Origin of the sequence: Embleya sp. NPDC020886 (genome assembly GCF_044333915.1) — a bacterium.
In the GTDB taxonomy this organism is placed as follows: Bacteria; Actinomycetota; Actinomycetes; order Streptomycetales; family Streptomycetaceae; genus Embleya.
This window is the reverse complement of the sequence record NZ_JBIRRX010000008.1, coordinates 429,419-455,885: the sequence shown is the minus strand read 5'-3', so window position 1 is coordinate 455,885 and position 26,467 is coordinate 429,419. Positions and strand designations below refer to the sequence as shown.

The window sequence follows — 26,467 nt, the reverse complement described above, 5'->3', positions numbered from 1 at the left end:
CAGCCATGGTGCGGGTTGGCCCTCGGCTCCTACCAGGCGGGGGGTGGCGGGCGCTGGAAATATACCGCTTTGCGCGCCCGGCCTCGGCCATCGGCTCAGGGGTCCACGGCCAGTCGGTAGCCGCGTTTGGTGACGGTGCGGACCAGGCCGGCGTACGGGCCCAGCGCCGTGCGCAGTCGGGCCACCGCCGCCTCCACGGCGTGTTCGTCGGTGTGCGTGTCGGCCCACACCCGACGCAGCAGTTCGGCCCGGCTGAGCACCCAGCCCGGCTTCTCGGCGAGCGCGCGCAACACCGCGCCCGGTACCGGCGGCAGCCAGATGGTCCGACCGTCCACCAGCAGCGCGTTGCCCTGGAGCACCAGGCGCCGGCCGCCGGTGTGCAGTTCGCGGCGGGCCCGGGCGGGCAGTGCCTCGGCGATCGTGCGCACCAGCGACCCGAGCCGGCCACGCTCGGGCCACACCGACTCGACGCCCTGCTCGGCCAGCGGCCGGGCGCACACCGGCCCGATGCACACCGGCAGTACGTCGGCGCGCAGCGCGGTCAACACCTCACCCGCCCGGCCGTGTTCCTCGGCGGTCTCCAGGAACGCGCCGATCGCGGGCGCGCTGGTGAAGGTCAGCGCGTGCAGTTCGCGGCGCACGGTCTGCTCGACCAGTCGGCGGACCGCGCCCGGGTCTTCCGGTGGACCCCAGCGGTAGATCGGGATCTCCAGCACGTCGGCGCCGCGCCCGCGCAGCGCGTCGGCGAAGCCCTCCGACGGCGCGCCGTGTTCCTGGATCGCGATCCGCCGCCCGCGCAGGTCGCGTGCGAGCAGCCAGGCCAGCACCTCGTCGCCGGTGTCGGAACCGGGCGCGTACACCTCCCGCAGGCCGGCCGCGCGCACCGCGGTGGCGGCCTTGGGACCGCGGCAGACCAGTACGGCGGCCCGGCACGCGGCGGTCAGCCGGGCGGCGCGCCCCCAGCCCTCGGCGGCAGCGAACCAGGCGCGCCAGCCCACCCCGGTGGTGGCCACCACGTAGTCGAGTCGGCGTTCCAGGGCACGGTCGGTGGCCCGGCGCAGGATCGGGTCGTCGGCCGGCGACACGATCCGCACGGTCGGCGCGTCGACCACCTTGGCGCCCAGATCCCGGAGCAGCGCGACGAGTTCCTCGCGGCGGCGGGCCGCGGTGACGCCGATGGTGAACCCGATCAGCGGTTCGGCCCCCGTGCCTGTCTCCATGGGGTGAGACTCGCCGACGTGTGTTACGGCGCTGTTGCCGGACGGTCACGCGGGAGTTAGCTCCCGGGTCGGGTCGGCGCATCGGTGGCCCGGGGACGGTCCGGCGGTGGTCGCACGCGGGTCAGAAGTCGCCGGCGCTGCGCTTCTTGAGGTTGTTGGCGGAGGCGATCGGGTTCCAGAGTCCGACCACCTTGTTCTTGGCGGTGGTGGCCCGGCCGCCCGCCCGGTCGGCGGCGCGCTTGTGGTCGGTGTATTCGGCGCGGTGGTCCCGGCAGCCGCCGTGCGCCATCTCGTCGCCCCAGGCCGCGAGTTCGCGGTCCGACTCGGCGGATGCGCTCCACGCGTCGCGCAGTCCGGCGACCAGTTCGGCGCCGCCGCCGAGCTTGTCGGTGGACAGTTTGGCCAGGCCGGCGATCTGCTGGTCGCGTTGTTTCGCGGCCTCGGTCAGCGCTTGCGCGCCGGCCGCGGGGTCCTCGCACTTTTGGATCTGCTGTACGGCGCGGGACACCGTCTGTCGGGAGCCGGCGCCGTCCTGGAGCAGTCGGTCGACGGCGGTCGCCTGGGCGGCGGAGCCGTCGTCGGTCTTGGCGGGCGGTGCGCTGGTCTTGGGCGGGGCGGCGGCGCCGGAGTCCTGCGGCGTGGCGGACGCGGTGGTGGCGGCGCCCTTGTCGGCGCTGTCGCTCTTGTCGTCGTCGCCGAACGCGCCGCTGGCGAACACGCCGATCGCGGCGACCACCACGAGCGCGCCGACCCCGGCGGCTATCAGCGGGGTCCGGGGGCGGCCGGCCGGGCCCGGGTCGGCGTGGTCGCCGGGGCCTGGGCCGTGCGGCGGGCCGGTCGGGGGCGCGTAGTGCGGGGAGTAGGGCTGCGGCGCGGCATACCCGGCGGGCGGCGGCGCCGAGTGGCCGGGCGGCGCGGGCTGCGTCGAGTAGGCGGCGGGCATCGGCTGTCCCGGCGCGCCCGTCGACCCCGGTCCGGCCGGCGACGCGCCGACATCGTCCCGGAACAGACCGGCCGGGAACACCTGGGTGGCGTCGGCCGGTCCGGCGGCGGGGGTGGGGCTCGGTCGGAACAGGTCCGGCCCGACCGGCGGGGCGCCCATCGGCGCGGCGGCACCCGGCGGCGCGTGCGCGGGGCGCGGCGGCACCTGTCCCGGCCCGGCGGGCGGCGCGAACGCGGGCAACGGGCCGAGCCGGGTCGCGCCGGACGGATCGACCGGTCCGGTCGGCGGGTACGGCGTGCGCGGGTCGTGGGGCGACTGCGGTGCGCCGTAGGGCTGCTGCTGCGCCGGATATTGCTGCTGCCCGGAATGTTGTCGGGGTGTTCCGTAGTCCTGCGGGGGTCCCTGGTCCGCGTAGTCCTCGAACCTCGGCAGCACCTCGGTCTCGTCGCGCGGGAGTTCGAGCGGGCCGAAGGGCGAGGGCCCCGGCTGCTCGCCATTGGGGCCCCGTCCGCCCGATCCAGCCGATCCCATGCCATCCACCCGTTCGTCGCCCGTGGCCGTCGCTCCCGGCGGTCGCACGACCGTCCGGATCGTCCGGCGGCCGGTAATCCGTCCGCCCGACGGTAACTCAGACGTTCGAGCGACGAACAGCGGCGCACCTCGCATCGGCGCCGCCGGGCCGTCGGCCCGGGGTCGCGGCACGGGCCGCGCCGCAGGTCGGCGGCCCGAGCGGGGCCCGGGCCCGCTCCGGCGGATCTTGTCGGACCTACGCCGCCGGAGTGGGTCCGGGCCCCGGTGGACAGCGCCTAGACCGGCACCGCGTGCACGGCTTCGGCGAATTCGCGGACCAGGTGCTCGTCCCGGTACGGCTCCAGCCGGCGCTGGAAGTCCTTGAGGTACTCCATGCCGCGCGCCGAGTGCAGCCGGCCCACCAGGTCCAGCGCCTCGGAGCCGACCGCGCACGCCTCGTCGAGCCGGTTCTGCTGCAGGTGTGCGGTGGCGAGCAGGAGGGTGTCGACCGCACGCCGGCGCACTCGCGTGTCCGCGTGTCCGTCCAGGGCCGCGCGGGCCGCCGCCTCGGCCTGTCGGGGCCGGTCCAGGTCGCGGTAGCAGTGCGCGAACTCGTCGGCGAGATACGCCTGGGAGAAATGCCCTATCCAGGACGGATCCTCGTCCGGGACCGCGACGTCCATCGCGGACTGGGCCCGGGACAGCGACGCCTCGCACGCGCGCCCGTCGCCGAGCAGCGCGTGCCCGCGCGCCTCGGCGGCGTGGAACATCGCCTGGGTGGTCGGCGTGGCCTCGTGCTTGGCGCCTTCCTGTGCGGCGCGGGCGAGTTGGGTGATCTCGCGCGGGTTGCCCAGGCTGCCGGCGAGGTGGCTCATTCCGGCGGCCAGCACGTAGCCGCCGTAGGCCCGGTCGCCCGCCGCCTGGGTCAGCCGCAGGGCCTGGATGTAGTAGCGCTGGGCGAGACCCGGCTGGCCGGTGTCCACGGCCATGTACCCGGCCAGCTCGGTGAGTCGGGCCACCGCGGCGAACAGCGCGCGGCCCGTCTCGTCGGAATAGGTCCCGTTGAGCAGTTGGCTGACCACGCTGCCCAGGTAGTGCACCACGACCGGGCGGATGTGCCCGGCGCCGAACCGGTGGTCCAGCGCGGACAACATCTCCGTGGTCGCGCAGACCGCCTCGATGTCGGAGACGCCCACCCGCGGCCCGCCGATCCGGGCCACCTGCGCGTCCGGTTCGGTGATCAGCCAGTCCCGGCTGGGGGCCACCAGCGCGGCGACGGCGACCGAGGAGTTGAGCAGGAAGTCCCGTCGGTTGACGTCGCTGCGCCACAACTCGGTGACCACCTCGACGGTGGCCGCCGGGGTCGCGGCGAACTGGAGGCCGACGTTGGTCGCCAGTGAGCGACCGTCCGCCATGCCGATCTCCTCGACGGTGACCGGCCGGCCGAGCTTGCGGCCTATCGCCTCGGCGATCAGGTTCGGCACCGCGCCGCGCGGCTGTTGACCGCGCAGCCATCGGGCCACCGAGGTCTTGTCGTAGCGCAGATCCATGCCGTGCTCGGCCCCGCACATGTTGACCCGGCGGGCGAGCCCGGCATTGGAGCAGCCGGCCTCCTGGATCAGTGCCGTCAGCCTCTCGTTGGGCTGCCTCGTCGCCTGCGTTCGCGCGGCCATCGGCGTTCCCTCCCCGACCGTTGGTGCGGGCTGTCGACATGCGGGATCGGCGCGACGGGGATCGTGTGCTCCCGTCGGGTCCGCGTCCGGATGCCTGCTGAGTCCGTGATGTGTGTCCAGCGGACGTCGTCCACGTGCCGAGGCCCGAGTCGGCCGGAATTGCCGATGTTGCCCGGCAGTCATACGAAATGTGATCCGCGTACGGAGCGTAGTGACCCGTATAGCGCAGCGGATAGGGCACCCTTGATTGCGCCCCCGGCTCTGCACCCATGCGCCCCCCTTGCGCCGGATGGCGACCGATGATCCCATCACCCCTGATCACCCGGTTTCGCCTGCCCGGGGCGCGGGCGGGGGCGCGCCGCCCGGCGCGGTCGGGGACGCGCCGCGCGGGTGGCCGCGAGCGGGGGGCCGGCCGGCCGTAACCATCGCGGGGCGGTGCAGTTGTGCAGCACGTGGAAGACACCCTGGGGGCCCGGCAACTCGCCCGCGACACGCTTGTAGAGACCGCAGTCCGCTACGCCGAGGATCGGCACTGGGATGTGGTTCCCGGTGCCTCGGTGGTCGAGAACAGCGTGGGACGTCGTTGTAGCTGCGCCCATCGCGGGTGCGCCACCCCCGGCGCACACCCGATCCTGCGCGACTGGGCGATCCAGGCGGCCGGCTCGCCGGCGTTGATCCGGCGCTGGTGGGGCGAGCATCCGGACGCGGCGATCCTGCTGCCCACCGGCCGCGGCTTCGACGTGATCGACGTCCCGGAGCAGGCCGGCTGCCTCGCGCTGGCCCGGCTGGAGCGGATGGGCCTGCCCCTGGGGCCGGTGATCGCGACGCCGACCCGACGCCTGCAGTTCCTCGTATTGCCCGGCGCCCGGGACAAGATGGGCGAGATGTTGCGCCGGATCGGCTGGGCCGCCGGCACGATCGACCTGATCCCCAAGGGCGAGGGCGACTGGGTGGTGGCGCCGCCGTCCCGGATGAGCGGCTCCGGCAGCGCCTCGTGGGCCCGCGAACCCACCGAACTCAACCGCTGGCTCCCCGAGGCCCGCGAACTGGTCAGCCCGATCGCCTACGCCTGCGGCCGGTCCATGGCCGAGGCCAGGTGACGAGCACCGGCGTGACGACCGGGCCGCCCCGTCGGGCCGCCCCACCGTCGTGATCCCGCAGCCGTTCCACCGGCACGGGTAGCGGGTGGGGCCGAAAAGAACCCGGACACGACGAAAGGGCCCTCGAAACCGAACCATCTCGGTACCGAGGGCCCAAAGCCCGCGCGCCCCGCGCAACTAGCGCGCGGCCACGAACACGTGCGACGCGACCTCCGGCGACAACTCCGCGGCTTCGCCGCCGCTGCCCGCCATCACGCCACCCGCGGATTCGTGCACACTCACGACCGCCCCGGGACGAATCCCGGCCCGGCGCAACGTGTACATGAGCTGGGCGTCGGTCTGCAACGGCTCGCCGAGCCGCCGCACCACGACGTTCTTGCCGTCCGGCCCCGCCGACTCGAGCAGCGTGACCAGTCCGCCTTCCTTGAAGGAGTCGGCGTGCAGTTCCTGGTCCAGCTCCTCCAGGCCCGGGATCGGGTTGCCGTACGGCGATTCCTTGGGGTAGCGCAGCAGTTCGAGCAGGCGGCGTTCCACCTGCTCACTGATCACGTGCTCCCAACGGCACGCCTCGGCGTGCACCTGCTCCCAGGGCAATCCGATGACGTCCACGAGCAGGCACTCGGCGAGCCGGTGCTTGCGCATGACCCGCGTCGCGATTCCCCGCCCCTCGGGCGTCAGTTCCAGATGACGGTCGCCCTCGACCGTCAACAACCCGTCCCGCTCCATTCGTGCCACGGTCTGGCTCACGGTCGGCCCGCTCTGCTCGAGCCGTTCCGCGATCCGCGCCCGCAGCGGGACCACGCCCTCCTCCTCCAGCTCGAAAATCGTCCGGAGGTACATCTCCGTGGTGTCGATGAGTCCACTCACGACCAGCGGCTCCGTTCTTGGGTGGTCCTGCCGTCCAATTCTGACGCACCCGGACCGCCGATGCGGACGTCCGGCCGCTCGGGTCCGCTCGGCTTGCCCCGCCCGCGCCGTCCGACACGTGCCGCCGCGTCATCCGTACGTGTGCCCTGCCCGTGTGGGCCCGCGTTGTCGAGTGCTTACGGTCATAACGTTCCGGTATGCCAATGCCATCCCGAAAGGTCTCGGGTACATCGGGATCCCTCGATCGTGTACACGTGTTGTGGTTCCGGCGGGATCTGCGACTGAGCGATCACCCGGCGCTGCACGCCGCGGCCGGCACCGGTTTTCCCGGTACCGGCACCGGCGAGCCCGCCCGGGTGTTGCCGGTCTTCGTGTTCGACCCGGTGTTGTGGGACGCCTCCGGGCCCGCGCGCCGGGCCCACCTGGTCGACTCGCTGCGCGCCCTGGACGCGGATCTGCGCGAACTCGGCGGGCGGCTGGTGCTCCGCATGGGCGACCCGGTTCGCGAAGTGCCCGCGCTGGTGCGCGAGGTCGGCGCCGAGGAGGTGCACGTCTCGGCCGACTTCGGGCCCTACGGGCGCACCCGCGACGCGGCCGTGGCGGCGGCGCTGGACGTGCCGTTCCGGGCCACCGGCTCGCCGTACGCGGTGGCTCCGGGGCGGGTGCGCAAGGCCGACGGGACGCCGTACCGGGTGTTCACCCCGTTTCTGCGCGCCTGGCTCGAGCACGGCCGGCCCGACCCGCTGCCGCGCCCGACCGACCTGGCCTGGGCGCACGCCGACTCGGTCGAGCCGCCCGCCGCGCCCGCGCCCGCGGGGGTGGCGCTGCCCGAGGCGGGCGAGCGGGTCGCCCGCGCGAGGTGGGACGCCTTCCGCGCGCAGGGCCTGGCTCGTTATCGCGAGCTGCGCGACCGGGCCGACCTGGCCGGCACCTCGCGGTTGTCGGTGCACCTGAAATTCGGCGAGATCCATCCACGCACACTGCTGACCGGCCGCGTCGACGAGACCTTCCGCGCCGAACTGGCCTGGCGCGAGTTCTACGGCGACGTGTTGTGGCATCACCCGGAGACCGCCCGGGAGTATCTGAACCGCGACATGGCGGACATGCGATACGACACCGGACCGGACGCCGACGCGCACTTCGACGCATGGCGCGCGGGGCGGACCGGCTTCCCGTTCGTGGACGCCGGGATGCGGCAGTTGCTCGCCGAGGGCTGGATGCACAACCGGGTCCGAATGGTCGTCGCGTCCTTCCTGGTCAAGGACCTGCACCAGGAGTGGACGCGCGGCGCGGCGCACTTCATGCGGCACCTGGTGGACGGCGACCCGGCCGCCAACAGTCACGGCTGGCAGTGGACCGCGGGCTGCGGCACCGACGCGTCGCCGTGGTTTCGGATCTTCAATCCGATCACCCAGGGACGCAGGTTCGACCCCGACGGGGACTACGTCCGGCGCTACGTGCCCGAGCTGCGCGCCATCGCGGGCCGGGCGGTGCACGAGCCGTGGAAGATCGGCGTTCCGGGCTACCCCGACCCGATCGTCGAGCACGCCGAGGAAAGACGCGTCGCACTCGACCGCTACGAGGCGATCCGGCGGTAAGGTGCCGGATCCGCGTACGCACGGCGGATCCGTATACGAAGCTCCGCACGCACCGAAGAAACGGGAGGACCGGGCAATGGTCGAGCTGGGTGCGCGCTACCTCGACGCGGCGATCGCACTGCTGGAACGGCTGCGCGACGAAGAACTGCCCACCGTGGACCGGGCCGCGGACCGGGTCGCCCAGGCGCTGGCGGACGGCGGCCGGTTGTTCGTGTTCGGCGGCGGCCACTCCGCGCTCGCCGCCCAGGACGTGATCTACCGTGCGGGCGGCCTGATCCTGGCCAACCCGCTGATCGCCCCCGGCAACGAACTCTCGGTGCGCCCGATCACGGTCAGCACCGCGGTGGAGAAGCTCGCCGAGTTGGCCGGCCCGGTGCTGGACGGCGCGGGGGTGCGCAAAGGCGACGTGCTCGTGGTGATCTCGCTGTCCGGCCGCAACGGGCTGCCCGTGGAGATGGCCCGTCGGGCCCGCGAGCGCGGCGCGCTGGTGATCGGTGTCACCTCGATCGTGGCCAGCGAGGCCGAATCCCCCCGGCACCCCTCGGGTACGCGAGTCCTGGACAATTGCGACGTCGTGCTGGACACCGCCATCCCGCCGGGCGACGCCGCGCTGGAGGCGACCGGCGTGCCGCAGCGGATCGGCCCGACCTCGGGCGTGGTGTGTTCGGCGGTATTGCAGACACTCATGGTCGGTGTGATCGGCCACCTGGTCTCCCGGGGGATCGAACCCCCGGTGTTCATGTCCGCGAACGTCGAGGGCGGAGCCGCGTGGAACGAGCGGTTGCTGGCCGAACACGCGGACCGGATCTTCTATCTGAGGTGAACCCGGCAGTGCATCCCAACGCACGGTCCCACTCTTCGGACCGGCAGGCCGCGCAGGCGTCCGAACAGGCAGCCGACCCGGCGTCGGCCGAGGCGGTCGGCGTGCCCGACCCGCGCTCGGCCGCGATCGTGGTCCCTGGGCGGTTCAACGGGCCGCCGGGCATCGGCAACGGCGGCTACCTGGCCGGCCTGCTGGCCGGCCGCGCCGGCGGCGGGCCGGCCTCCGGGGTGACCGTGACGCTGCGCCGCGCGGTGCCGCTGGACCGGGCGCTGGCGCTCACCCGCGACGCCGGGACGGGTGTGCTGACGCTGCATCAGGACGACGGGCCGATCGCCGAGGCGGTGCCGGTCGACGCCGCGTTGCCGCTGCCCGCGCCGATCGACCCGGTGACCCCGGCCGAGGCGAGCGAGGCGAGCCGGTCCTTCGCCGGGTTCGCGGCGTGGAACCCCTACACGGAGTGCTTCGTGTGCGGCACCGGGCGGGCCGAGGGCGACGGCCTGCGGTTGTTCCCGGGCCTGCTCGCGGACCGGCCGGACACCAACGCGTGCGTATGGACCCCGCACGCCTCGCTGGTCGCGCCCGGCACCGAGCAGATCGCCCCCGAGTTCGTCTGGGCCGCGCTGGACTGCCCCGGCGGCTGGACCGGGATGGACCGGGACACCGCCGTGTTGCTCGGCCGGATGACCGCGTACGTGTACGCGCTGCCCTATCCGAACGAGCCGTGCGTCGTGCTCGGCCGCCGACTGGGCCGGGACGGCCGCAAGCTGTACACCGCGACGACGCTCTACGACGCCGAGGGCCGGGTGGCCGCGCACGCCGAGCAGGTGTGGATCGCGCCGCGCACCTGACCCCTGCCCACCGGTCGGCCGGACGGGTCGAGCCCCGTTCGGCCGGCGGGCCGTCCGCCGACCCCGTCGACTACGGCTGCGGGTCGCGGGCGTCGTAGCGCCAGAAGCCGCGCCACCGCAACGACAACACGATCGCCAGGAGCACGCAGGCCAGTCCGCCGCTGACCACGGAGATCCGCTCGGTGCTCAGCGCGGCCACCGACCCGGCCTCGAAGTCGCCGAGCCGGGGCCCGCCGGCGACCACCACGATGAACACGCCGGCCAGCCGCCCCCGCATCTCGTCCGGGGTCGCCACCTGCATGATGGTGTTGCGGAAAACCATGCTGATGGTGTCCGCGCAGCCCGCGAGGGCCAGCAGGATCAGGCCGAGCCACAGCGGGCCGCCCAGCCCGAACACCGCGACGCAGGTCCCCCACGCGATCACCGCGAGCACCACCGCCCGCCCCTGCCGCTGCACCCGGCCCAGCCAGCCGGAGAACAGCCCGCCCGCGAGCGAGCCCACCGCGGGCGCCGCGACCAGCAGGCCGACCGTGGTGGCCCCGCCGCCGTACAGCGTCGCCGCCATCGCCGGGAACAGCGCGCGGGGCATGCCGAACACCATCGCGACGATGTCGGTCAGGAAGGTCATCCGGATGTTGGGCCTGCTCCGCAGGAAGCGCAGCCCCTCCAGCACGGAGGCCCGTCTGGGCCCGCCCGCCGCCCGGGCCGGCGGCATCGACGGCAGCCGCCACATCGCGTACAGCGCCGCGGTGAAGGCGATCGCGTCGATCAGGTACGCGGCCTGGAAGCTCCACAGGCCGATCACCAGGCCGCCGAGCATCGGCCCGACCGTCATCGCCAGCGCCATGGCTATCGAGTTCAGCGCGTTGGCGGCGGGCAGCCGGTCGACGGGCAACAGCTTGGGGAGCATCGAGGTGCGCGCGGGGTTGTTCACCGCGAAGAACGCGGACTGCACCGCCACCGCCGAGTACAACAGCCCCACCTGGCCGAGATCGAGGAACGCCTGTACGGCCAGCACGATCGACACCGCGGCGAGCCCGACCGCGGTCACCAGGCCGACCACGCGGCGATCCACGCTGTCCGCGATCGCGCCGCCGAGCAGCCCGAACACGATCAGCGGCACCACCGAGCACAGCCCCACCAGCCCGACCGCGAAGTTGGAGTCGGTCAGTGCGTACACCTGGATCGCCACCGCGACCGAGGTCATCTGCTGCCCCAGCGAGGAGACCGAGTGGCCGAACCACAGACGACGAAAGTCGGGGAACTCGCGCAGGGGGGTCAGGTCCGCGAGGACGGCCTTGGCGAGGCGCTTCGAGGCAAGGGGCACCCGCGCTATCCAATCCCAATGTGCCCTGCATCTATTCCTGATTTCGATGTGGGATCAGGCACCCCGTAAATGCGTTGCACCCGCCTGCGGGGCAGATCTAACCTCACTGGCACACGGGAGAGGAGGTGGTCTGAAGTTGCATAGCATTCGGACGCGTGAGGTGGCTGCCCGCTAGCCGCCACTCCGGTTTTCCGGCTCGGCAGGCCCCGTCGTGAGTGCACCGCGACGGACGCAGGCAGGCGGCCGGCAACACCAGGCAGACACCCGACCCGCAGGTCGCCGGGATCGTCCCCCGGCCTTCGTTCACCTCACCGAGGTGGACGGAGAAGCGACCTGCGGGTCGCTGTTTTTTTGGGCGCCTTCGGCGCCGGCTCGCGAGGCACCACTTTTTGCTCCCCCGCTGACGCTCCTCCGCAAAAAGTGGCCCCTCGCTCGTGACTTCGTGTCCCTGCGCTTCGCTCCGGGCCACGAAGTCTTTGTTTTGCGGCTCCGCCGCTCTCCGCGCTGCGCGCGTCGATCACCGGGGTGAGCCCGAGTCGGGGGCGCTGACGCGCCGGGGGGTGCGGCCGTCTGTGGGGGCTTGTGCTTACGGGCTCAGGCGTTCGACCTGCCATGGGGTGCCCTCGGGGCCCCGGCGTAGGTAGCGCAGGCGGTCGTGCATTCGGTTTTCGCGGCCCTGCCAGAACTCGACCTCGTCCGGGCGGACCCGGAAACCGCCCCAGAACTCCGGCGGCGGGATGTCGTCGATGCCCGCGAAGCCGGCCTCGGCCTCGGCGTAGCGCTTCTCCAACTGTTCGCGCCCGGACACCACCCGGGACTGCTCGCTGGCCCAGGCCCCGATCCGCGAGCCGCGCGGCCGGGAGCGGAAGTACTCGGCGGTGACCTCGCGCGACACCCGTTCGGCGGAGCCGCTCACGATCACCTGGCGGGCGAGCGCGTGCCACGGGAAGAGCAGGCTCACCGCCGGGTTCGCGGCCAGTTCGCCGCCCTTGCGCGAGCCGTAGTTCGTATAGAAGACGAAGCCGTGCTCGTCGAACTCCTTGAGCAGCACCGTGCGCGTGCTCGGCCGGCCGTCCGGCGTCGCGGTCGCGACCACCATCGCGTTCGGCTCGGGCAACTCGGCCGCGGCCACCTCGGCCAGCCACGCGGTGAACAACGGGAAGGGGGTCGGCGGCAACGCGCCGACGTCGATGCCTTCGCCTCGGTACTGCCGGCGCATGGCGGCAAGCTCGGTGAACTCCACGGACAACGAGTACCACTCGGCGCCCGTCGCCGGCACGGTCACCCCCGAGCGGGTGACAATCGGGGCGACCGAACCCGGCGGTTTGTGCCGGACCTCACTCGGTCCGGCGTGTTCCGGCGTAGGTCGTCTCGATATCGAGAGATATCCTGACCGACGGACTTCGATCGGCCCATACCTTCAGGCGAGGCACCATCCCGGCCTTGCCCGGACCGAGCGGAACACCTCCCCGAGACACCGGTGGACCCGGCGTGCGGAGCATGATCGGCACCCGGCGCCCCGGCCTCGTTCGGGGGAAGACACGGTGTGGCAGTGCGGGGTATGAAGGACCACAAGTCAGTCGAGATCGCATGAGGAGCCGCCTGATGTCCGAGTTCGTACCCGGGCTCGAAGGAGTCATAGCGTTCGAGACGGAGATCGCCGAACCCGACAAGGAGGGTGGCGCGCTCCGGTACCGAGGTGTGGACATCGAGGACCTCGTCGGCCACGTCTCGTTCGGCAATGTCTGGGGCCTGCTGGTGGACGGGGCGTTCAACCCCGGCCTGCCGCCGGCCGAACCGTTTCCGATCCCGATCCATTCGGGCGATGTCCGCGTGGACGTGCAGAGCGCGCTGGCCATGCTCGCTCCGGTGTGGGGTCTGAAACCGCTGCACGACATCGACGACGCCCAGGCGCGGGACGACCTGGCCCGGGCCGCCGTGATGGCGCTGTCGTACGTCGCCCAGTCGGCCCGCGGCCTGGAGAAGCCGATGGTGCCGCAGAGCGAGATCGACAAGGCACAGACCATCGTCGAGCGCTTCATGATCCGCTGGCGCGGCGAGCCGGACCCGCAGCACGTCAAGGCGGTCGACGCCTACTGGACGTCGGCGGCCGAGCACGGCATGAACGCCTCGACGTTCACCGCGCGTGTGATCGCGGGCACCGGTGCCGACGTCGCCGCGTGTCTGTCCGGCGCGGTCGGCGCGATGTCCGGCCCGCTGCACGGTGGTGCGCCCTCGCGCGTGCTGCACATGATCGAGGAGATCGAGCGCACCGGCGACGCCACGGCGTACGTCAAGGGCGTCCTCGATCGCGGCGAGCGCCTGATGGGCTTCGGTCACCGGGTCTACCGGGCCGAGGACCCCCGCGCGCGCGTGTTGCGGCGCACGGCCAAGGAGCTGGGGGCGCCTCGCTACGAGGTGGCCGCGGCGCTGGAGAAGGCGGCGTTGGAGGAGCTTCAGGCTCGGCGCCCCGACCGGATCCTGGCCACCAACGTGGAGTTCTGGGCCGCGGTGATGCTGGACTTCGCCGAGGTTCCGGCGCACATGTTCACCTCGATGTTCACCTGCGCCCGGACCGCCGGGTGGAGTGCGCACATCCTGGAGCACAAGCGCACCTCGCGCCTGGTGCGGCCGGCCGCCCTGTACATCGGCCCGGGCACCCGCCCGATCACCGAGGTCGCGGGTTACGACGACACGGTCCGCAACCTGACCTGAGGTACGAGTGCTCGACGCTCATCCGGAGCCCCGTCCCCCGCAGGGGGGTGCGGGGTTCCGTCGTGTCCGCCGCGCGGCACCGGTCAGACGCGGCCCTCCAGGATGGCCACCTGGCGGGCGTCGTCGGCGCGGGGGCAGGTGCCGCACAGGGCGTCGGGGTCGACGGTGTACCACAGACAGCACACGCTCTGGGTGCGGTTGCAGTGGGTGCGGCCCTCGGTGCCGCGCAGGGTGCGAAAGCCCGCGTCGCGCTTGAACCGGCCGGTGTCGCCGGGGAGCAGTTCGCCGAGTTCGCGGACCGCGCGCTCGCCCTCGGCCTCGCCGAGCATGCGGCCCAGATACCAGACGGCGCTCACCAGTTCGTCCGCCACCATGCCCCACAACACCCGCTCGCCCCGGCGCAGGTGCGGCCGGAAGGCGCCGAGCAGCGGCTCCAGGTGCGCGGACACCGTGCGCAACAGCTCGGCTCGCAGCGCGGCCTGGTCGGCGACCACGCGGGCGCCGGCGGCGCCCGCGTCCGGGTCGTCGGGCAGGCACGCGAAGGTGTTCGAGGTGACCGTGAAGCAGCGGTTGGACCGTTCGGATCCGAGGTCGATCCATACCTCGTCCAGGCTCACCAGCGGGACGCGGCGACCGAGGAACCAGGGCCCGGCGAGCATCAGGCACGCGTACCACGCGTAGCCGTGCAGGGCCCACATCGCGATCGCGTCGGCGCGTGGTTCGGCGTCGAGCGTCGCGAGGATGCGCCGCCGTTCGGCGGCCAGCGCGCCGGCGATCACGTCGGGGTCGCTCGCCAGCCGCGAGGCGTGCAGCAGGTCCGCTCCCGGACGCCCGGGCTCGACCGCGATCAGCGGGCACGCGGCCCCGAGCGCCCGGAAGGTCTCCGCGAACGCGGGGCACGGTGCGAGCTGCCGAAGATCGAGCAACGTCATGATCCGAAGGTAAGGCTTGCCTAACCAGGCTGTCCACATGATGCGCCCGAGAGTGCGATCACACGCCGCGACCCCACCCGGTCGGCCGATGCCACCGCGGGGCGCACGATCGCCTCGCGCGCCCCGCGGACGCGCTGCCGCCCGGAGGCGCGCAGCCGACGCGGGCCCGGGCGGGCGGCCAAGCCATAGGGTCGGGCGTCATGGATACCGCCACGCCCGAACTGACCTACGGCGACATCAGGAACGCCGCCGAACGCATCGTGGGCCAGACCCAACCGGTCACCATGATGCCGATTCACCCGTCGCCGCACGTGTGGCTCGCGTTGGAGTACATCCAGCACACCGGATCGTTCAAGGCCCGCGGCGCGGCGAACTTCACCACCGCGCACATCGAGGCGGGCACCATGCCCGAGGCCGGCGTGGTGATCGCCTCCGGCGGCAACGCGGGCCTCGCGTGCGCGTGGGCGGCGCGTGGCGCGGGCGTGCGCGCGACGGTGTTCCTGCCGGAGACCGCGCCGCGGATCAAGGTGGAGCGGCTGCGTACGTACGGCGCGGACGTGCTGCTGGTGGGCCGCGAGTACGCGGACGCGTTGGAGGCGTCGCGGCGCTACGCCGACGAGACCGGCGCGCTGTTGTCGCACGCGTACGACAACCCGCTGATCGCCGCGGGCGCGGGCACGCTGGTGCCGGAGATGGTGGCGGGCGTACCCGGGAAACTGGACACGATCATCGTCTCGGTCGGCGGCGGCGGCCTGTTCGCGGGCGTGGCGACCGCAGCCGAGGAACACGGGATCCGCACGGTCGCGGTCGAACCGGAACACTGCCGCGCGCTCAACGCCGCCCTGGAGGCCGGCGAGGTCGTGGACGTGCCGACCGACTCGATCGCCGCCGACTCGCTGGGCGCGCGCCGGGTCTCCCGCACGGCCCTGGCGACGGCACGACGCACCGGCGCGTTCTCGGTCCTGGTCTCCGACAAGGCCATCATCGAATCCCGTCAGGCCCTGTGGGACAACTTCCGCATCGTCGTCGAACCCGCCGCCGCCACGGCCCTGGCCGCCCTCTCCACCGGTGCCTACGCCCCGGCCCAGGGGGAAAAGGTCGCCGTCATACTGTGCGGCGCCAACACCGACCCGGGTGACCTGGTCTGAACCCGGCGCCCGACGCCGCACGGGCGGCCACCGCGCGAGCACGGTCGTGCGGTGGCCGTTTCGGTATCGGGTGACGATCCCGGGTCGGGCTCAGCCGAGGTCGGCGCCGTAGACGTGGTCGACCGTCATGGTCATCAGCACTCGGCGGTCGGCCACCATCACCGCGCGGTATTCGGTCCAGTTCGGGTGCTCGCCGGCGGCGTGGCGGTAGTAGTCCACCAGGGCCTCGACCTCCGGGCCGTCGGGCGTGGCCCCCGGCCCGGTCAGGGTCACCGTGCCCTCGGCGGTGGCCCATGAGCGGCCGTCGGGGCCGGTGACCTCCAGGGCGGCTCGTGGATCGCGGCGCAGGTTCGCCGTCTTGGCGCGGCCCTCGGTCATCGAGACGTAGAGGAGGCCGGTCTCGGGGTCGTAGAAGGGCATGACGGGGGAAAGCTGGGGGCGGCCGTCCGACTTGATCGTGGCGAGGACGCCGAGTCGGCTTTCCGCGAGCAGCGTGCGTGGGTTGAACGACGTGTCGGTCATGCCGATGCCAAGTCGCCGTCGCCCGCCGACATTCCCCGCCGCGTCCGGCCGGGTGACGTGGGCGGGGCCGACTCACCCGCCGGATTCCGCGCGCCCGGGGCCCGGGGGCAATGCGGCGGCCAGGAGTTCGGCCAGGTGCAGCGGCCGGCGGTCGCTCACGTGGGTGATCTGGGTACGGCAACTGAACCCGTCCGCCAGGGTCACCGCATCCGGCCCGGCGGCCTCCAGCGCGGGCAGCAGCCGGTCCGCCGCGACCGCGCGCGACACCTCGCCGTGCGCCGCCTCGTACCCGAAGTTGCCCGCCAACCCGCAACAACCGCCCGCGAGTTCGCCGGTCAACCCGGCGCGCGCACGCAGCCGGCGATCGGCCGCGTCGCCGAGCACCGCGTGCTGGTGGCAGTGCAGTTGGCCGGTCACCGGGCGATCCAGCACCGGCGGCGACCAGTGCGGCGCGTACTCCTCCAGGGCCTGGGCGAAGGTCTTGACCGAGTCCGCCAGACCGGCCGCGGCCGGGCCGAGCAGCTCGGGTACGTCGGTGCGCAGCGCCGCCGCGCAGGACGGTTCCAGGCCCACGATCGGCAGTCCGGCCTCGATCGCCGGCCGCAGGACGCGCACCGTGCGGCCCATCACCCTTCGGGCGATGCCCAGTTGCCCGGTCGAGACCCAGGTCAGGCCGCAACACACCGACCCCGGCGGCACCACCACCTCCAGCCCGGCGGCCTCCAGCACCTCGACCGCGGCGCGCCCGACCTCGGGCCGGAAACGGTTGGTGAAGGTGTCCGGCCACAACACCACGCGCGGTCGCGAACCACCCTTCGCACGCGGCCGATCGCGCCACCAGCGGGTGAACGGCTCGGCGGCCGGCGACGGGATCTCCCGAGTGCGATCGAGCCCGGCCGCACCGAGCGCGGCCCGGCGCAGCGCCGGCACCCGCGCCGCCGCGTCGATCACGCCCGCCAGACCGGGCACCGCACCCACCGCGCGGGCCCACAGCGGCAGGTTGCCCAGCACGTAGTGCGCCGCCGGCCGCAGCCGACCCCGATAGTGGTGGTGCAGGAACTCGGCCTTGTAGGTGGCCATGTCCACATCCACCGGACAGTCGCTGCGGCAGCCCTTGCAGGACAGGCACAGGTCGAGCGCGTCGCGCACCTCGGTGGAGCGCCAGCCGTCGGTGATCACGTCGCCGATCAGCATCTCGTGCAACAACCGGGCGCGTCCGCGGGTCGAGTGCGCCTCCTCGCCGGTGACCCGGTACGACGGGCACATCACCCCGCCCGAGGAGGTGTCCGCCGACTCGCGGCACTTGCCCACCCCCACACAGCGACGCACCGCCGCCGCGAAGTCGCCGCCGTCCGCCGGATAGCCGAACTCCACCGACACCGGCGTACGCGTCCCGGTGAAGCGCAGATTGCCGTCCACAGGGTGTGGACGAACCAGGATGCCCGGGTTCAACAATCCCGCCGGATCCCAGATCGCCTTGAAGGCGCCGAACAGTTCGACGATCTCCGGTCCGTACATCCGGGGCAGGAACTCGGCCCGGGCCTGCCCGTCGCCGTGTTCCCCGGACAGTGAGCCGCCGTGCGCGACGACCAGGTCCGCCAGGTCGGACGAGAACGCCCGAAACGCCGCGACGCCGCGGGTGGTGAGCAGGTCGAAGTCGATCCGGATGTGCACACACCCCTCGCCGAAGTGGCCGTAGGGCAGTCCGCGCAACTCGTGCCGGTCCATCAGCTCGGCCAACGCGCGCAGGTACGCGCCGAGCCGCTCGGGCGGCACGGCGGTGTCCTCCCAGCCCGGCCACGCCTCGGAGCCGTCCGCCATCCGGGTCGCGGTGCCGGACGCCTCCTCGCGGATCCGCCACAACGCCCGCTGTTCCGCCGGGTCGGTGACCACCCGAGCCGGTCCGGAGCCGGCCGACGCGTGCGCCCGGGCCGCCGCCTCGGCGATCGAGTCGCCGCCGAACTCGACGAACAACCAGGCCGCGCCGGGCGGCAGTTCGACCTCGCGGGCGGACGCGGCCAACGCGACCAGGCCCGCGCTCAGGCTCTCCACGGTCAGCGGTCCATACGGCAGCAGAGCGGGCGCCGCGTCCGCCGCGGCGAAGTCGTCCGCAAAGCCCAGCACCACCAGGGCGCGGGCCCGGGGCGCCTCGACCAGGCGCAGGCCGGCCCCGAGCACCACCGCGCAGGTGCCCTCGGTGCCGACCAGGGCCCGGGCCAGGTCGCGCCCGTGCTCGGGCAGCAGCCGGTCCAGGGCGTAACCGGAGACCCGACGCGGCAGGGCCGGGAAGCCCCGCCGGATCAACGCCAGGTTGGCGTCGGCGAGTTCGGCGAGCGCGGCGTGGATCTCGGCGGCGCGGCCGGTCGTGGGCACCGGCTGATCGCGGCCGACCCGCATCCGGGTGCCGTCCATGGTCGCGACGTCGAGCCATTCCACGTTGGCGCTCGTCCGGCCCCAGGCGACCGAGTGCGACCCGCACGCGTCGTTGCCGATCATGCCGCCGAGCGTGCAGCGGCTGTGCGTGGAGGGGTCCGGGCCGAAGGTGAGTCCGTGTCGGCCGGCCGCGCGGCGCAGGTCGTCGAGCACGACGCCGGGCTCGACGTGCGCGATCCGGTTCGCCGGGTCGACGTGGTGGATCCGGTTCAGGTGCCGGGCCAGGTCCAGGACCACGCCGTTGCCGGTGGCCTGCCCGGCGATGCTGGTGCCGCCGCCGCGCACGGTGACCGGCGCCCCCAGCTCGTGGCACACCGCGAGCGCGGCGAGCACGTCCTCGGCGTCCAGCGGCGCGACCACCCCCGGCGGCACGTTGCGGTGGTTGGAGGCGTCCATCGAGTACAGCGCGCGGGCCTGCGGGTCGAACCGGACCTCGCCCCGCACTCGTGCCCGCAACGCGTCTTCGAGGTCCCCGAACTGTGCCGTCACCCCGTCATCCTCGCGCGTGCCGGGCGCTCGGGTCGCCGGACCCGGTCGGGCGCGGCGGGTCGGCCGGCCGTCGAGACGGCGAATGCTCGCATGGTGGGCGGGATCGTCTCATTGTTCGGAATGCGCGTCACTCGCGAATCGGGCGCGACTACGCTCTTCGCGTGGCCGAGATCCAGATTCCCGCAGCGCTCATGCCCGCCGACGGCCGGTTCGGTTCGGGCCCGTCCAAGGTACGCCCCGAGGCACTCGCCGCTCTCGCGGCGACCGGTACCTCTCTCCTGGGCACCTCCCACCGGCAGGCGCCGGTGAAGAACCTGGTGCGCCGGGTTCGCGAAGGTGTCGGCAGCCTGTTCTCCCTGCCCGAGGGATACGAGGTGATCCTGGGCAACGGTGGTGCCACCGCCTTCTGGGACATCGCCGCATTCGGCCTGGTCGAGCGCAAGTCCCAGCACCTGTCGTTCGGCGAGTTCTCCTCGAAGTTCGCCACGTCGGTCAAGGCCGCGCCGTGGCTGGACGAGCCGACGGTACTCAAGGCGGAGCCCGGCACGCACCCGCTGCCGCAGGCCGAGGCGGGCGTGGACGTATACGCCCTGACCCACAACGAGACCTCGACCGGCGTCGCGATGCCGATCGCCCGACCGGCCGGCGCCGACGCGGGCTCGCTGGTGCTGGTCGACGCGACCTCCGCGGCGGGCGGCCTGCCGGTGGACGCGGCCGAGACCGACGTCTACTACTTCGCGCCGCAGAAGAACTTCGCCGCCGACGGCGGTCTGTGGCTCGCCGCGTTCTCGCCGGCCGCGCTGGAGCGCGCGCAGCGGATCGCCGCGTCGGACCGCTACATCCCGCCGTTCTTCGACCTGGCCACCGCGATCGACAACTCGGTCAAGGACCAGACCTACAACACGCCGGCGCTGAGCACGCTGTTCCTGCTCGCCGACCAGCTCGACTGGATCAACGGGCAGGGCGGCCTGGACTGGGCCGTCGCGCGCACCGCCGACTCGTCGAGCCGGCTGTACGGGTGGGCCGAGAAGTCCGCGTACGCGAGCCCGTTCGTGACCGACCCGGCGGCCCGCTCGCAGGTCGTCGGCACGATCGACTTCGCCGACTCGGTGGACGCCGCCGCGGTGGCCAAGGTGCTGCGCGCGAACGGCATCGTGGACACCGAGCCCTACCGCAAGCTGGGCCGCAACCAGCTCCGGGTGGCGATGTTCCCGGCCGTCGAGCCGGCCGACGTCGAGGCGCTGACCGCGTGCGTCGACTACGTGATCGAGCAGCTCTGATCCGCGTCCGCGAAGCCTGACGGGCCGCCGCCCCGGACCACCTCGGTCCGGGGCGGCGGCCCGTTCCCGCTCAGTCCCCGTTCCGGCCGCCCAGCCGCCGGTACGCGAAGAACAGCACCCCCAGGCCGACCACGGCCAGCAGCACCGGGCTGTAGGTCTTGGCCTTGTCCGCGACGGACTCGCCCCCGCTCTCGTCGCCGGCGGACGTGGTCGCGTCCGCGGCACCCCCGCCGTCCGAGCCGGAGCCGGGCTTGCCGCCGGGCGCGTTGCGCACCAGGTCCGGGCGGTTGTCGCCCTTGAGCTCGACCCGGCGGACCTGACTGCCCTTGCCCTCGCTGCCGAACAACAGCTCCTTGCCGTCCCGACTCCACGCCACCGATTCGCCCTGGCGCTGGATCGGCACGCCGACCCCGGCCAATTCCTTGCCGGGCGCGGCGAACACGGTCGCGGAGAAGTAGCCGCGCAGCACGAACCGGGAGCCGTCCGGCGCGAACGCGCCGTCGGTCACCGTCGAGCCGCCGGCGGCGATCCGCTTGAACGTGTTGACCCCCGTCAAGGAGAGCTGCTCGGGCTGCTCGTACAGGCCGCCCTCGCCCTCCTTGCTGGCGATGTACAGCTTGTTCGTCCGCGGATCCAGCAGCAGCGCCTCGGCGTCGCGCGGACCGTTGTCGTACTTCACCCGGAATTTGGTCGCCTTGACCGTCGCGTCGGCCAGCGTCGCGGGTTCGGCGAAGCGGTAGATCCACACCTCGGGCCATTTGCCGTGCAGGTTGTCGCCGATGTCGCCGACGAACACCGCCGGATTGCCCGCGTCGTCCTTGCCGACGGTGATCGCTTCCCAGTCCCGCGCGTCCACGCCGGACAGCGTGATGGTCGCCTTGGTGGCGCCGTCCTTGCCGATCGCGTAGATCCTGGGCGCGTCCGAGCTGTCGTTGTGCGTCCAATAGACGTCCGGGTGCCGCAAACTGGCCACCAGGCCGCTGGACTCGGTGATCCGCTCGTCCTTGATGGTGAACAACACGTCCGCGTCGGCCACCGCCGACGCCGGTATCGCCATCACCAGGGCGGCGGCGGCCGCCAGGGCCCCGAAGCCGCGCATCCCGCGTCCCACCCGGCCCCGTCCCACCCGCTTCACCCGTCCCGTCCTGTCATGGGGTCCAGCCTGCCGGCCCGGCCCCGATCACCGTCGAGGCGGCGGCACTTTGTGACAGCTCGGTCGCATGCGTCGCGGATCGCCGTGCATCGGGGCCGGCCCCGGCGACGACGCGCGAGTTCGCGCCGGGTCCGGCGTCGGTGCCTCAACGCATCAGGGCACCGATGATCACGGCGATGAGCAGGAGGGCCAGGGTGGCCGTGACGATGCGGGTTCTGGTGCGGGGATTCACGCCCCAGAGACTACGCGGCGCGGGCGCGCGGTCGAATTCCGGCCGGGCGCCCGCGCTCGCGGTCACACCATCGACACCGCCAGCCTGCGCCGGAAGGCGGCGAGCACGGTGCGGTCGCCGGTCTGCGAGACGACCGTGCCGGGGCGTCGGCCCCACAGGTAGAGCAACAGTTCGGCGGGCTCGCCGCTGACGGCCGCGTCCGCGAACCCCTGGTCGCGGGACATGGCCACGCCGGAGCGCTGCATGGTCAGCCGCCAGTGGTGCCGGTTGCTGTGCACGCCGATCGTGCGCCCGCTCGCGCCGTCGCGCGCGCTGCCGTCGTAGTGTGCCGGGAGCAGTACGCCCAGCACCTCGTCGATGCCGTCCAGGGACTGCTGGGCGTCCAGCGGTCCCGGGGTGCCGACGGCCATCTCGATGTCGGCGCGGTGCACCGCGGCCTCGCGCGCCATCCGACGGATCAGGAAGCCGGCGGTGCCCGGGTCGGGCCCGTCGCCGTCCACGCCCTCCGCCACGCCCGGGTCGAGGTTCTCCCCCTCGATCGGGTCGAGCGGGTCCCGCCGGGCCATCTCGGTCACGAGCGCCGCGTGCGCCCGGGTGTAGGTGTCGAGCAGATCCCCCTTGGTTGCGCTGCCCGCGACCGGGAGCGGGTCGCCCCCGACCGGGCGGTGCTGCGGGCGTAGTTGCCCGGCTGCATCGGTGTACATGAGCACGGAATGTCGTACGACGTCGGCGACCGTCCAACCGGGACAGGACGGTACCGGCGCGTCCATGTCCGTGACGGCCGCCTGGCCCAGACGGAGACCTTCCGCCTGGAACAGGTGCTGGAACCGCACGTAGTCCATCCATCGAGGATTCCAGCGTTTCGGGTGACGTGTCGATGGCCTGCGTCACCCCTGAGTGTGAATCCCACGTCAAGAAAAGGTGTGTCGCACACTCGTGCTGACACTCTGTCAGATCTTGACCACAGGATTACCGAACTCCGACCGTGTCGCCGAGACGGCGGGCTTCGCCGGCCGCATCGCCCGCACCACGGTGCTCGGCCGCAGCCGGATTCCGGCATGCCGGGCGAGCAGCACGCCCACCACGAGCGCCGCGGCCAACGAGATCAGGCCGCCCACGAGCAAACCGGTACGTGGCCCGAAGCTCTCCGCCAGCCACCCGGTCAGGGGGCCGCCCAGCGGGGTGCCGCCCATGAAGACGAGCATGTAGATGCCCATCACCCGACCGCGCATCGCCGGATCGCTGCCGAGTTGCACGGTCGAGTTCGCCGCCGTGTTGAAGGTCAGCCCGGCGATCCCGATCGGCACCAGCAGCAGCGCGAAGCTCCAGTAGCCGGGCATCAGCGCGGCGATCGTCTCCAGCAGTCCGAACACGATCGCGGCACCGACCAGCACCCGCAGCCGGGTCCGGCCACGCTTGGCCGCGAACAGGGCACCCGCCAGCGAGCCGACCGCGAACACCGTGTTGAGCAGCCCGAACGAGCCGGGTCCGGCGTGGAAGACGTCGTTGGAGAAGGTCGCCAGGGTGACCGCGAAGTTGTAGCCGAAGGTGCCGATGAAGCCGACCAGGGCGATCGCCACGAGCAGGTCGGGCCGACCGCGCACATAGCGCAGCCCCTCGCGGAGTTGTCCCTTCTCGCGCGGCACCACCGGCATCGTGCGCAGTTCCGACTCGCGCATGGCCAGCAGGCCGAGCAACACCGCGATGTAGGACACCGCATTGACCGCGAACACCCAGCCGGTGCCGATCGCGGTGATCAGCAGGCCGCCGACCGCGGGGCCGACGATCCGGGCGAGCTGGAAGTTCGCCGAGTTCAGGCTGACCGCGTTGGCCAGGTCCTTGCGGCCGACCATCTCGATCACGAACGCCTGCCGCGCGGGGTTGTCCACCGCGGTGGCCATGCCCAGTCCGAACGCGAGCAGCCACACGTGCCACACCTGGACGGCATCGCTCAACACCAGCACCGCCATCACGGCGGCGAGCAGACCCATCACGGTCTGCGTACCGATCAACAACAGGCGCTTGCGGTAGCGGTCGGCGATCACGCCGCCCCACAGGCCGAACAACAGCATGGGCAGGAATTGCAGCCCGGTGGTCACCCCGAGCGCGGTCGCGCTGCCGGTGAGCTTGAGCACGAGCCAGTCCTGGGCGATGCGTTGCATCCAGGTACCCGTGTTCGACACTGTCTGCCCCGCGGCAAACAGCCGGAAGTTGCGGTTTCGTAGTGATGAGAAGGTGCCGGCTGTCGCCGCCACGGGCTCCCCCTTCGTCGTACGGTCGGCCTGGGCCGGATGAACATCCCGTCCCTGAACCGACCACGACGCGGGGCGCGCGGACTCCCGCACACGCAAGGCCGTCGAGCCTGCGCGCCGGGCTCCTAGGCCTGCGCCAACTTCTCCAGCACCGGCAGGGCCGCGCGCAACGCCTCGTTCTCCTCGGGCGTGAGCCGGGACAGGTTCTCCGCCAGCCAGGCGTTGCCCAGCCTGCGGTTCTCCTCCACCACGGCGGCGGCGGGCTCGGTCGCGGAGACCACGACCTGCCTGCGGTCGTCGGGGTGCGGCTCACGCCGCACCAGGCCGCGCTCCTCCAGGCCGGCGATCACCCGTGTCATCGAAGGCGGTTGCACCTTTTCCTGCCGGGCGAGTTCACCCGGAGTCATGGCGCCGCGCACAACGAGCACGGTCAACACCGAAAGCTGGGTGGGGCTCAGCGTCTCGTCGGCCCGCTGATTGCGCAGGCGACGGGAGAGCTTCAGCACCGAGGCACGGAGAGCAGCCACCGTGGCACGGTCGGGTTCGGACGGGGACACGTTGTTTAGCTTAACTCTTTACTCTCGCTAACTTCCAATGGTTTGCCCCCCGGAGATATTCCCGAAGACACCAGCAGGCCACAACCGGCCGCCCACCCCCGACAAAGCCCCAGCACCGCCCACCCGCCACCCCCACTTCCGAGCCCGCAGTCTCAGACTTCGCCCCAGCTCCCGAGTGCGGCCCCGACCCGGCGCGCCAGCACCCCCACCCCCGCCCCCTACTTAACCCCCAAAACCTGCTCAATCGGATCAATAGCAAAATGCACCACAAACAACCCCGAAACGACCCACAACAACACCGGAATCTCCCGCGCCCGGCCCACCGCAGTCCGCAGCACCACATACAGCACGAACCCCGCACCGATCCCGGTAGTGATGCTGTACGTGAACGGCATCAGCGCGATCGTCACGAACGCCGGCGCCGCGACCGTCAGGTCGTCCCACTCGATGTGCTTGATCTGCGTCATCATCAACGCGCCGACCACCACCAGCGCCGGCGTGGCGGCCTGCGCCGGCACCAGCTTCGCCAACGGCGTGAACAGCAGCGCGAGCGCGAACAGGCCACCGGTGACCAGGTTGGCCAACCCGGTCCGGGCCCCTTCGCCGACCCCCGCCGTGGATTCCACGAAGACCGTGTTGGAGGACGCCGAGGCGCCACCACCGGCGATCGCGCCCACCGACTCCACCGTCAGGATGCGGCCCAGATTCGGCACCCTGCCCTGCTCGTCGAGCAGTCCGGCCTCGCGGCTGACCCCGATGATGGTGCCCATGCCGTCGAAGAAGTTCGACAGCAGCAGCGTGAAGATCAGCAACGACGCGGTGATGAAGCCGACCCGACCGAACGCGCCGAACAGGTCCACATTGCCGATCAGTCCGAAGTCGGGTGTGTCCACGACACCGTTCGCCTCGGGCGCGGTCAGCCCCCAGGTCGCCTTGTCCAGACCGGCCGCCTGGTGCACGATCACCGCGAGCGCGGTCGAGGCGACCATGCCGATCAGGATCGCGCCCGGCACCTTGCGCACGACCAGCACGAACGTGAGCAGCAGCCCGAAGCAGAAGACCACGGCGGGCCAGCCCTTGAGCGTGCCGCCACTGCCCAGCGCGACCGGCACGGTGCTGTGCACGTCGTCCGGGACCCTGGTCACCACACCCGCGCTGACCAGGCCGACCAGGGTCACGAACAAACCGATGCCGACCCCGATCGCCTGCTTGAGGGCCAGCGGGATCGCGTTCATGATCGCCTCGCGCAGCCCGGTGGCGGCCAGGATCAACAGGCCGATTCCCTCCAGCACGACCAGGCCCATCGCCTCGTCCCACGTGGTCTGCGGCGCGATCTGGAACGCGACCATCGCGTTGATGCCCAACCCGGCGGCCAACGCGAGCGGCATGTTGCCGACCAGGCCCATCAGGATCGTCATCACCGCGGCGACCAGAACGGTGGCGGTGACCAACTGCGGCTGGGACAGGTGATGGCCGTATCGATCCTGGGCAGACCCCAAAATAATGGGATTCAGCACAATGATGTAAGCCATCGCGAAGAAGGTGGCGAGACCACCACGCACCTCGCGCAGCGGCGACGAGCCACGCTCCGAGATCTTGAAGAAGCGGTCGAGCCCGCCCCTTCGCGCGGTGGAAATCTCGGGGTCGGTCGCAACGGCGGCCTGGCGGGACATGCTGATCCTCGGAGCGCGGGAACGGGTGGTCGAGACACGCACACGGCACCTGGGACCGGTGCCGGGAGACCTTGAAAGGGTGCCAGACACCACACCAAAAACCGGAACCGACCCTTCCGCTTGTTCGTCGGGACGGGCGCGGGACCGGCACAGGCGGCCAAGTAGCCTAGGT

At 72.4% G+C, this 26,467-nt stretch carries 22 protein-coding genes; 7 read left to right on the top strand and 15 right to left on the bottom strand.

All coding sequences use genetic code 11. The features are described from left to right. Window positions 1–95: 95 nt before the first annotated feature. The 3 genes from ACH4U8_RS28260 to ACH4U8_RS28250 all read right to left on the bottom strand — a co-directional run bounded on the left by ACH4U8_RS28260 (window position 96) and on the right by ACH4U8_RS28250 (window position 4,346). Window positions 96–1,220, bottom strand: a complete 1,125-nt coding sequence (locus ACH4U8_RS28260) for a uroporphyrinogen-III synthase (protein ID WP_395780987.1) — start codon at window positions 1,218–1,220, stop codon at window positions 96–98. A gap of 121 nt (window positions 1,221–1,341) precedes the next feature. Beyond that, window positions 1,342–2,694, bottom strand: a complete 1,353-nt coding sequence (locus ACH4U8_RS28255; protein ID WP_395780985.1) for a hypothetical protein — start codon at window positions 2,692–2,694, stop codon at window positions 1,342–1,344. 275 nt (window positions 2,695–2,969) lie between these two features. Beyond that, a complete protein-coding gene (locus tag ACH4U8_RS28250) occupies window positions 2,970–4,346 on the bottom strand; it encodes a transcriptional regulator (protein ID WP_360324163.1) in 1,377 nt (458 codons plus the stop codon). A 443-nt stretch (window positions 4,347–4,789) separates the two neighbouring features. On the opposite strand from ACH4U8_RS28250, the gene ACH4U8_RS28245 reads away from it, so the two are divergent. Continuing rightward, window positions 4,790–5,446: a bifunctional DNA primase/polymerase gene (locus tag ACH4U8_RS28245; RefSeq protein WP_360324161.1), complete on the top strand. Its 657-nt coding sequence runs from the start codon at window positions 4,790–4,792 to the stop codon at window positions 5,444–5,446. A 177-nt stretch (window positions 5,447–5,623) separates the two neighbouring features. On the opposite strand, the gene ACH4U8_RS28240 is transcribed toward ACH4U8_RS28245, so the two are convergent. Continuing rightward, window positions 5,624–6,313 carry an iron dependent repressor, metal binding and dimerization domain protein gene (locus tag ACH4U8_RS28240; RefSeq protein WP_360324159.1) on the bottom strand — a complete coding sequence of 230 codons (690 nt, stop codon included), beginning with the start codon at window positions 6,311–6,313 and terminating at the stop codon, window positions 5,624–5,626. A gap of 254 nt (window positions 6,314–6,567) precedes the next feature. Here ACH4U8_RS28240 and ACH4U8_RS28235 point away from each other — a divergent pair, with 254 nt between their 5' ends. From ACH4U8_RS28235 to ACH4U8_RS28225, 3 genes are all read left to right on the top strand, one after another. After that, window positions 6,568–7,911 (top strand): cryptochrome/photolyase family protein, encoded by a 1,344-nt coding sequence (locus ACH4U8_RS28235; RefSeq protein WP_395780983.1) that lies wholly within the window; start codon window positions 6,568–6,570, stop codon window positions 7,909–7,911. A gap of 76 nt (window positions 7,912–7,987) precedes the next feature. Then, entirely contained in the window at window positions 7,988–8,734 is a 747-nt protein-coding gene (locus ACH4U8_RS28230; protein WP_360324155.1) for an SIS domain-containing protein, read from the top strand. Window positions 8,735–8,742: 8 nt separating this feature from the next. Beyond that, window positions 8,743–9,582: a hypothetical protein gene (locus ACH4U8_RS28225; RefSeq protein ID WP_395780981.1), complete on the top strand. Its 840-nt coding sequence runs from the start codon at window positions 8,743–8,745 to the stop codon at window positions 9,580–9,582. A gap of 70 nt (window positions 9,583–9,652) precedes the next feature. Here ACH4U8_RS28225 and ACH4U8_RS28220 read toward each other — a convergent pair whose 3' ends face one another. Both ACH4U8_RS28220 and pdxH read right to left on the bottom strand, forming a co-directional pair. Then, the gene (locus tag ACH4U8_RS28220) at window positions 9,653–10,909 is read right to left on the bottom strand and encodes an MFS transporter (RefSeq protein ID WP_395780979.1); all 1,257 of its coding nucleotides are present in this window, start codon (window positions 10,907–10,909) and stop codon (window positions 9,653–9,655) included. Window positions 10,910–11,495: 586 nt separating this feature from the next. Next, the gene (pdxH, locus tag ACH4U8_RS28215; RefSeq protein WP_360316316.1) at window positions 11,496–12,194 is read right to left on the bottom strand and encodes a pyridoxamine 5'-phosphate oxidase; all 699 of its coding nucleotides are present in this window, start codon (window positions 12,192–12,194) and stop codon (window positions 11,496–11,498) included. 320 nt (window positions 12,195–12,514) lie between these two features. On the opposite strand from pdxH, the gene ACH4U8_RS28210 reads away from it, so the two are divergent. Beyond that, entirely contained in the window at window positions 12,515–13,624 is a 1,110-nt protein-coding gene (locus ACH4U8_RS28210) for a citrate synthase 2 (protein WP_360316319.1), read from the top strand. An 83-nt stretch (window positions 13,625–13,707) separates the two neighbouring features. Here the strand turns inward: ACH4U8_RS28210 and ACH4U8_RS28205 are convergent, their stop codons facing one another. Next, entirely contained in the window at window positions 13,708–14,556 is an 849-nt protein-coding gene (locus tag ACH4U8_RS28205; RefSeq protein ID WP_395780977.1) for a (2Fe-2S)-binding protein, read from the bottom strand. 200 nt (window positions 14,557–14,756) lie between these two features. Between ACH4U8_RS28205 and ACH4U8_RS28200 the strand changes: the two genes are divergently transcribed. Beyond that, window positions 14,757–15,704, top strand: a complete 948-nt coding sequence (locus tag ACH4U8_RS28200; RefSeq protein ID WP_360316325.1) for a threonine/serine dehydratase — start codon at window positions 14,757–14,759, stop codon at window positions 15,702–15,704. Between the two features lie 90 nt (window positions 15,705–15,794). On the opposite strand, the gene ACH4U8_RS28195 is transcribed toward ACH4U8_RS28200, so the two are convergent. Further along, the gene (locus ACH4U8_RS28195; RefSeq protein ID WP_360316328.1) at window positions 15,795–16,226 is read right to left on the bottom strand and encodes a PPOX class F420-dependent oxidoreductase; all 432 of its coding nucleotides are present in this window, start codon (window positions 16,224–16,226) and stop codon (window positions 15,795–15,797) included. Between the two features lie 72 nt (window positions 16,227–16,298). Continuing rightward, window positions 16,299–19,148, bottom strand: a complete 2,850-nt coding sequence (locus tag ACH4U8_RS28190) for an FAD-binding and (Fe-S)-binding domain-containing protein (RefSeq protein WP_395780975.1) — start codon at window positions 19,146–19,148, stop codon at window positions 16,299–16,301. 161 nt (window positions 19,149–19,309) lie between these two features. On the opposite strand from ACH4U8_RS28190, the gene serC reads away from it, so the two are divergent. Beyond that, window positions 19,310–20,428, top strand: a complete 1,119-nt coding sequence (serC, locus tag ACH4U8_RS28185) for a phosphoserine transaminase (protein WP_360316334.1) — start codon at window positions 19,310–19,312, stop codon at window positions 20,426–20,428. Window positions 20,429–20,498: 70 nt separating this feature from the next. Here the strand turns inward: serC and ACH4U8_RS28180 are convergent, their stop codons facing one another. From ACH4U8_RS28180 to ACH4U8_RS28155, 6 genes are all read right to left on the bottom strand, one after another. Continuing rightward, window positions 20,499–21,527 (bottom strand): hypothetical protein, encoded by a 1,029-nt coding sequence (locus tag ACH4U8_RS28180; protein WP_395780973.1) that lies wholly within the window; start codon window positions 21,525–21,527, stop codon window positions 20,499–20,501. Between the two features lie 199 nt (window positions 21,528–21,726). After that, window positions 21,727–21,879, bottom strand: coding sequence for a hypothetical protein (locus ACH4U8_RS28175; protein WP_360316339.1), 153 nt, complete (start codon window positions 21,877–21,879; stop codon window positions 21,727–21,729). After that, a complete protein-coding gene (locus ACH4U8_RS28170; protein WP_360316342.1) occupies window positions 21,876–22,655 on the bottom strand; it encodes a maleylpyruvate isomerase family mycothiol-dependent enzyme in 780 nt (259 codons plus the stop codon). Before ACH4U8_RS28170 ends, ACH4U8_RS28175 begins: the two co-directional genes overlap by 4 nt. Before the next feature lie 108 nt (window positions 22,656–22,763). Beyond that, window positions 22,764–24,158, bottom strand: a complete 1,395-nt coding sequence (locus ACH4U8_RS28165) for an MFS transporter (RefSeq protein ID WP_379989849.1) — start codon at window positions 24,156–24,158, stop codon at window positions 22,764–22,766. A gap of 32 nt (window positions 24,159–24,190) precedes the next feature. Then, the gene (locus ACH4U8_RS28160; RefSeq protein ID WP_360316348.1) at window positions 24,191–24,592 is read right to left on the bottom strand and encodes a MarR family transcriptional regulator; all 402 of its coding nucleotides are present in this window, start codon (window positions 24,590–24,592) and stop codon (window positions 24,191–24,193) included. Between the two features lie 248 nt (window positions 24,593–24,840). Continuing rightward, window positions 24,841–26,295 (bottom strand): NCS2 family permease, encoded by a 1,455-nt coding sequence (locus ACH4U8_RS28155; RefSeq protein ID WP_395780971.1) that lies wholly within the window; start codon window positions 26,293–26,295, stop codon window positions 24,841–24,843. Window positions 26,296–26,467: the final 172 nt, after the last annotated feature.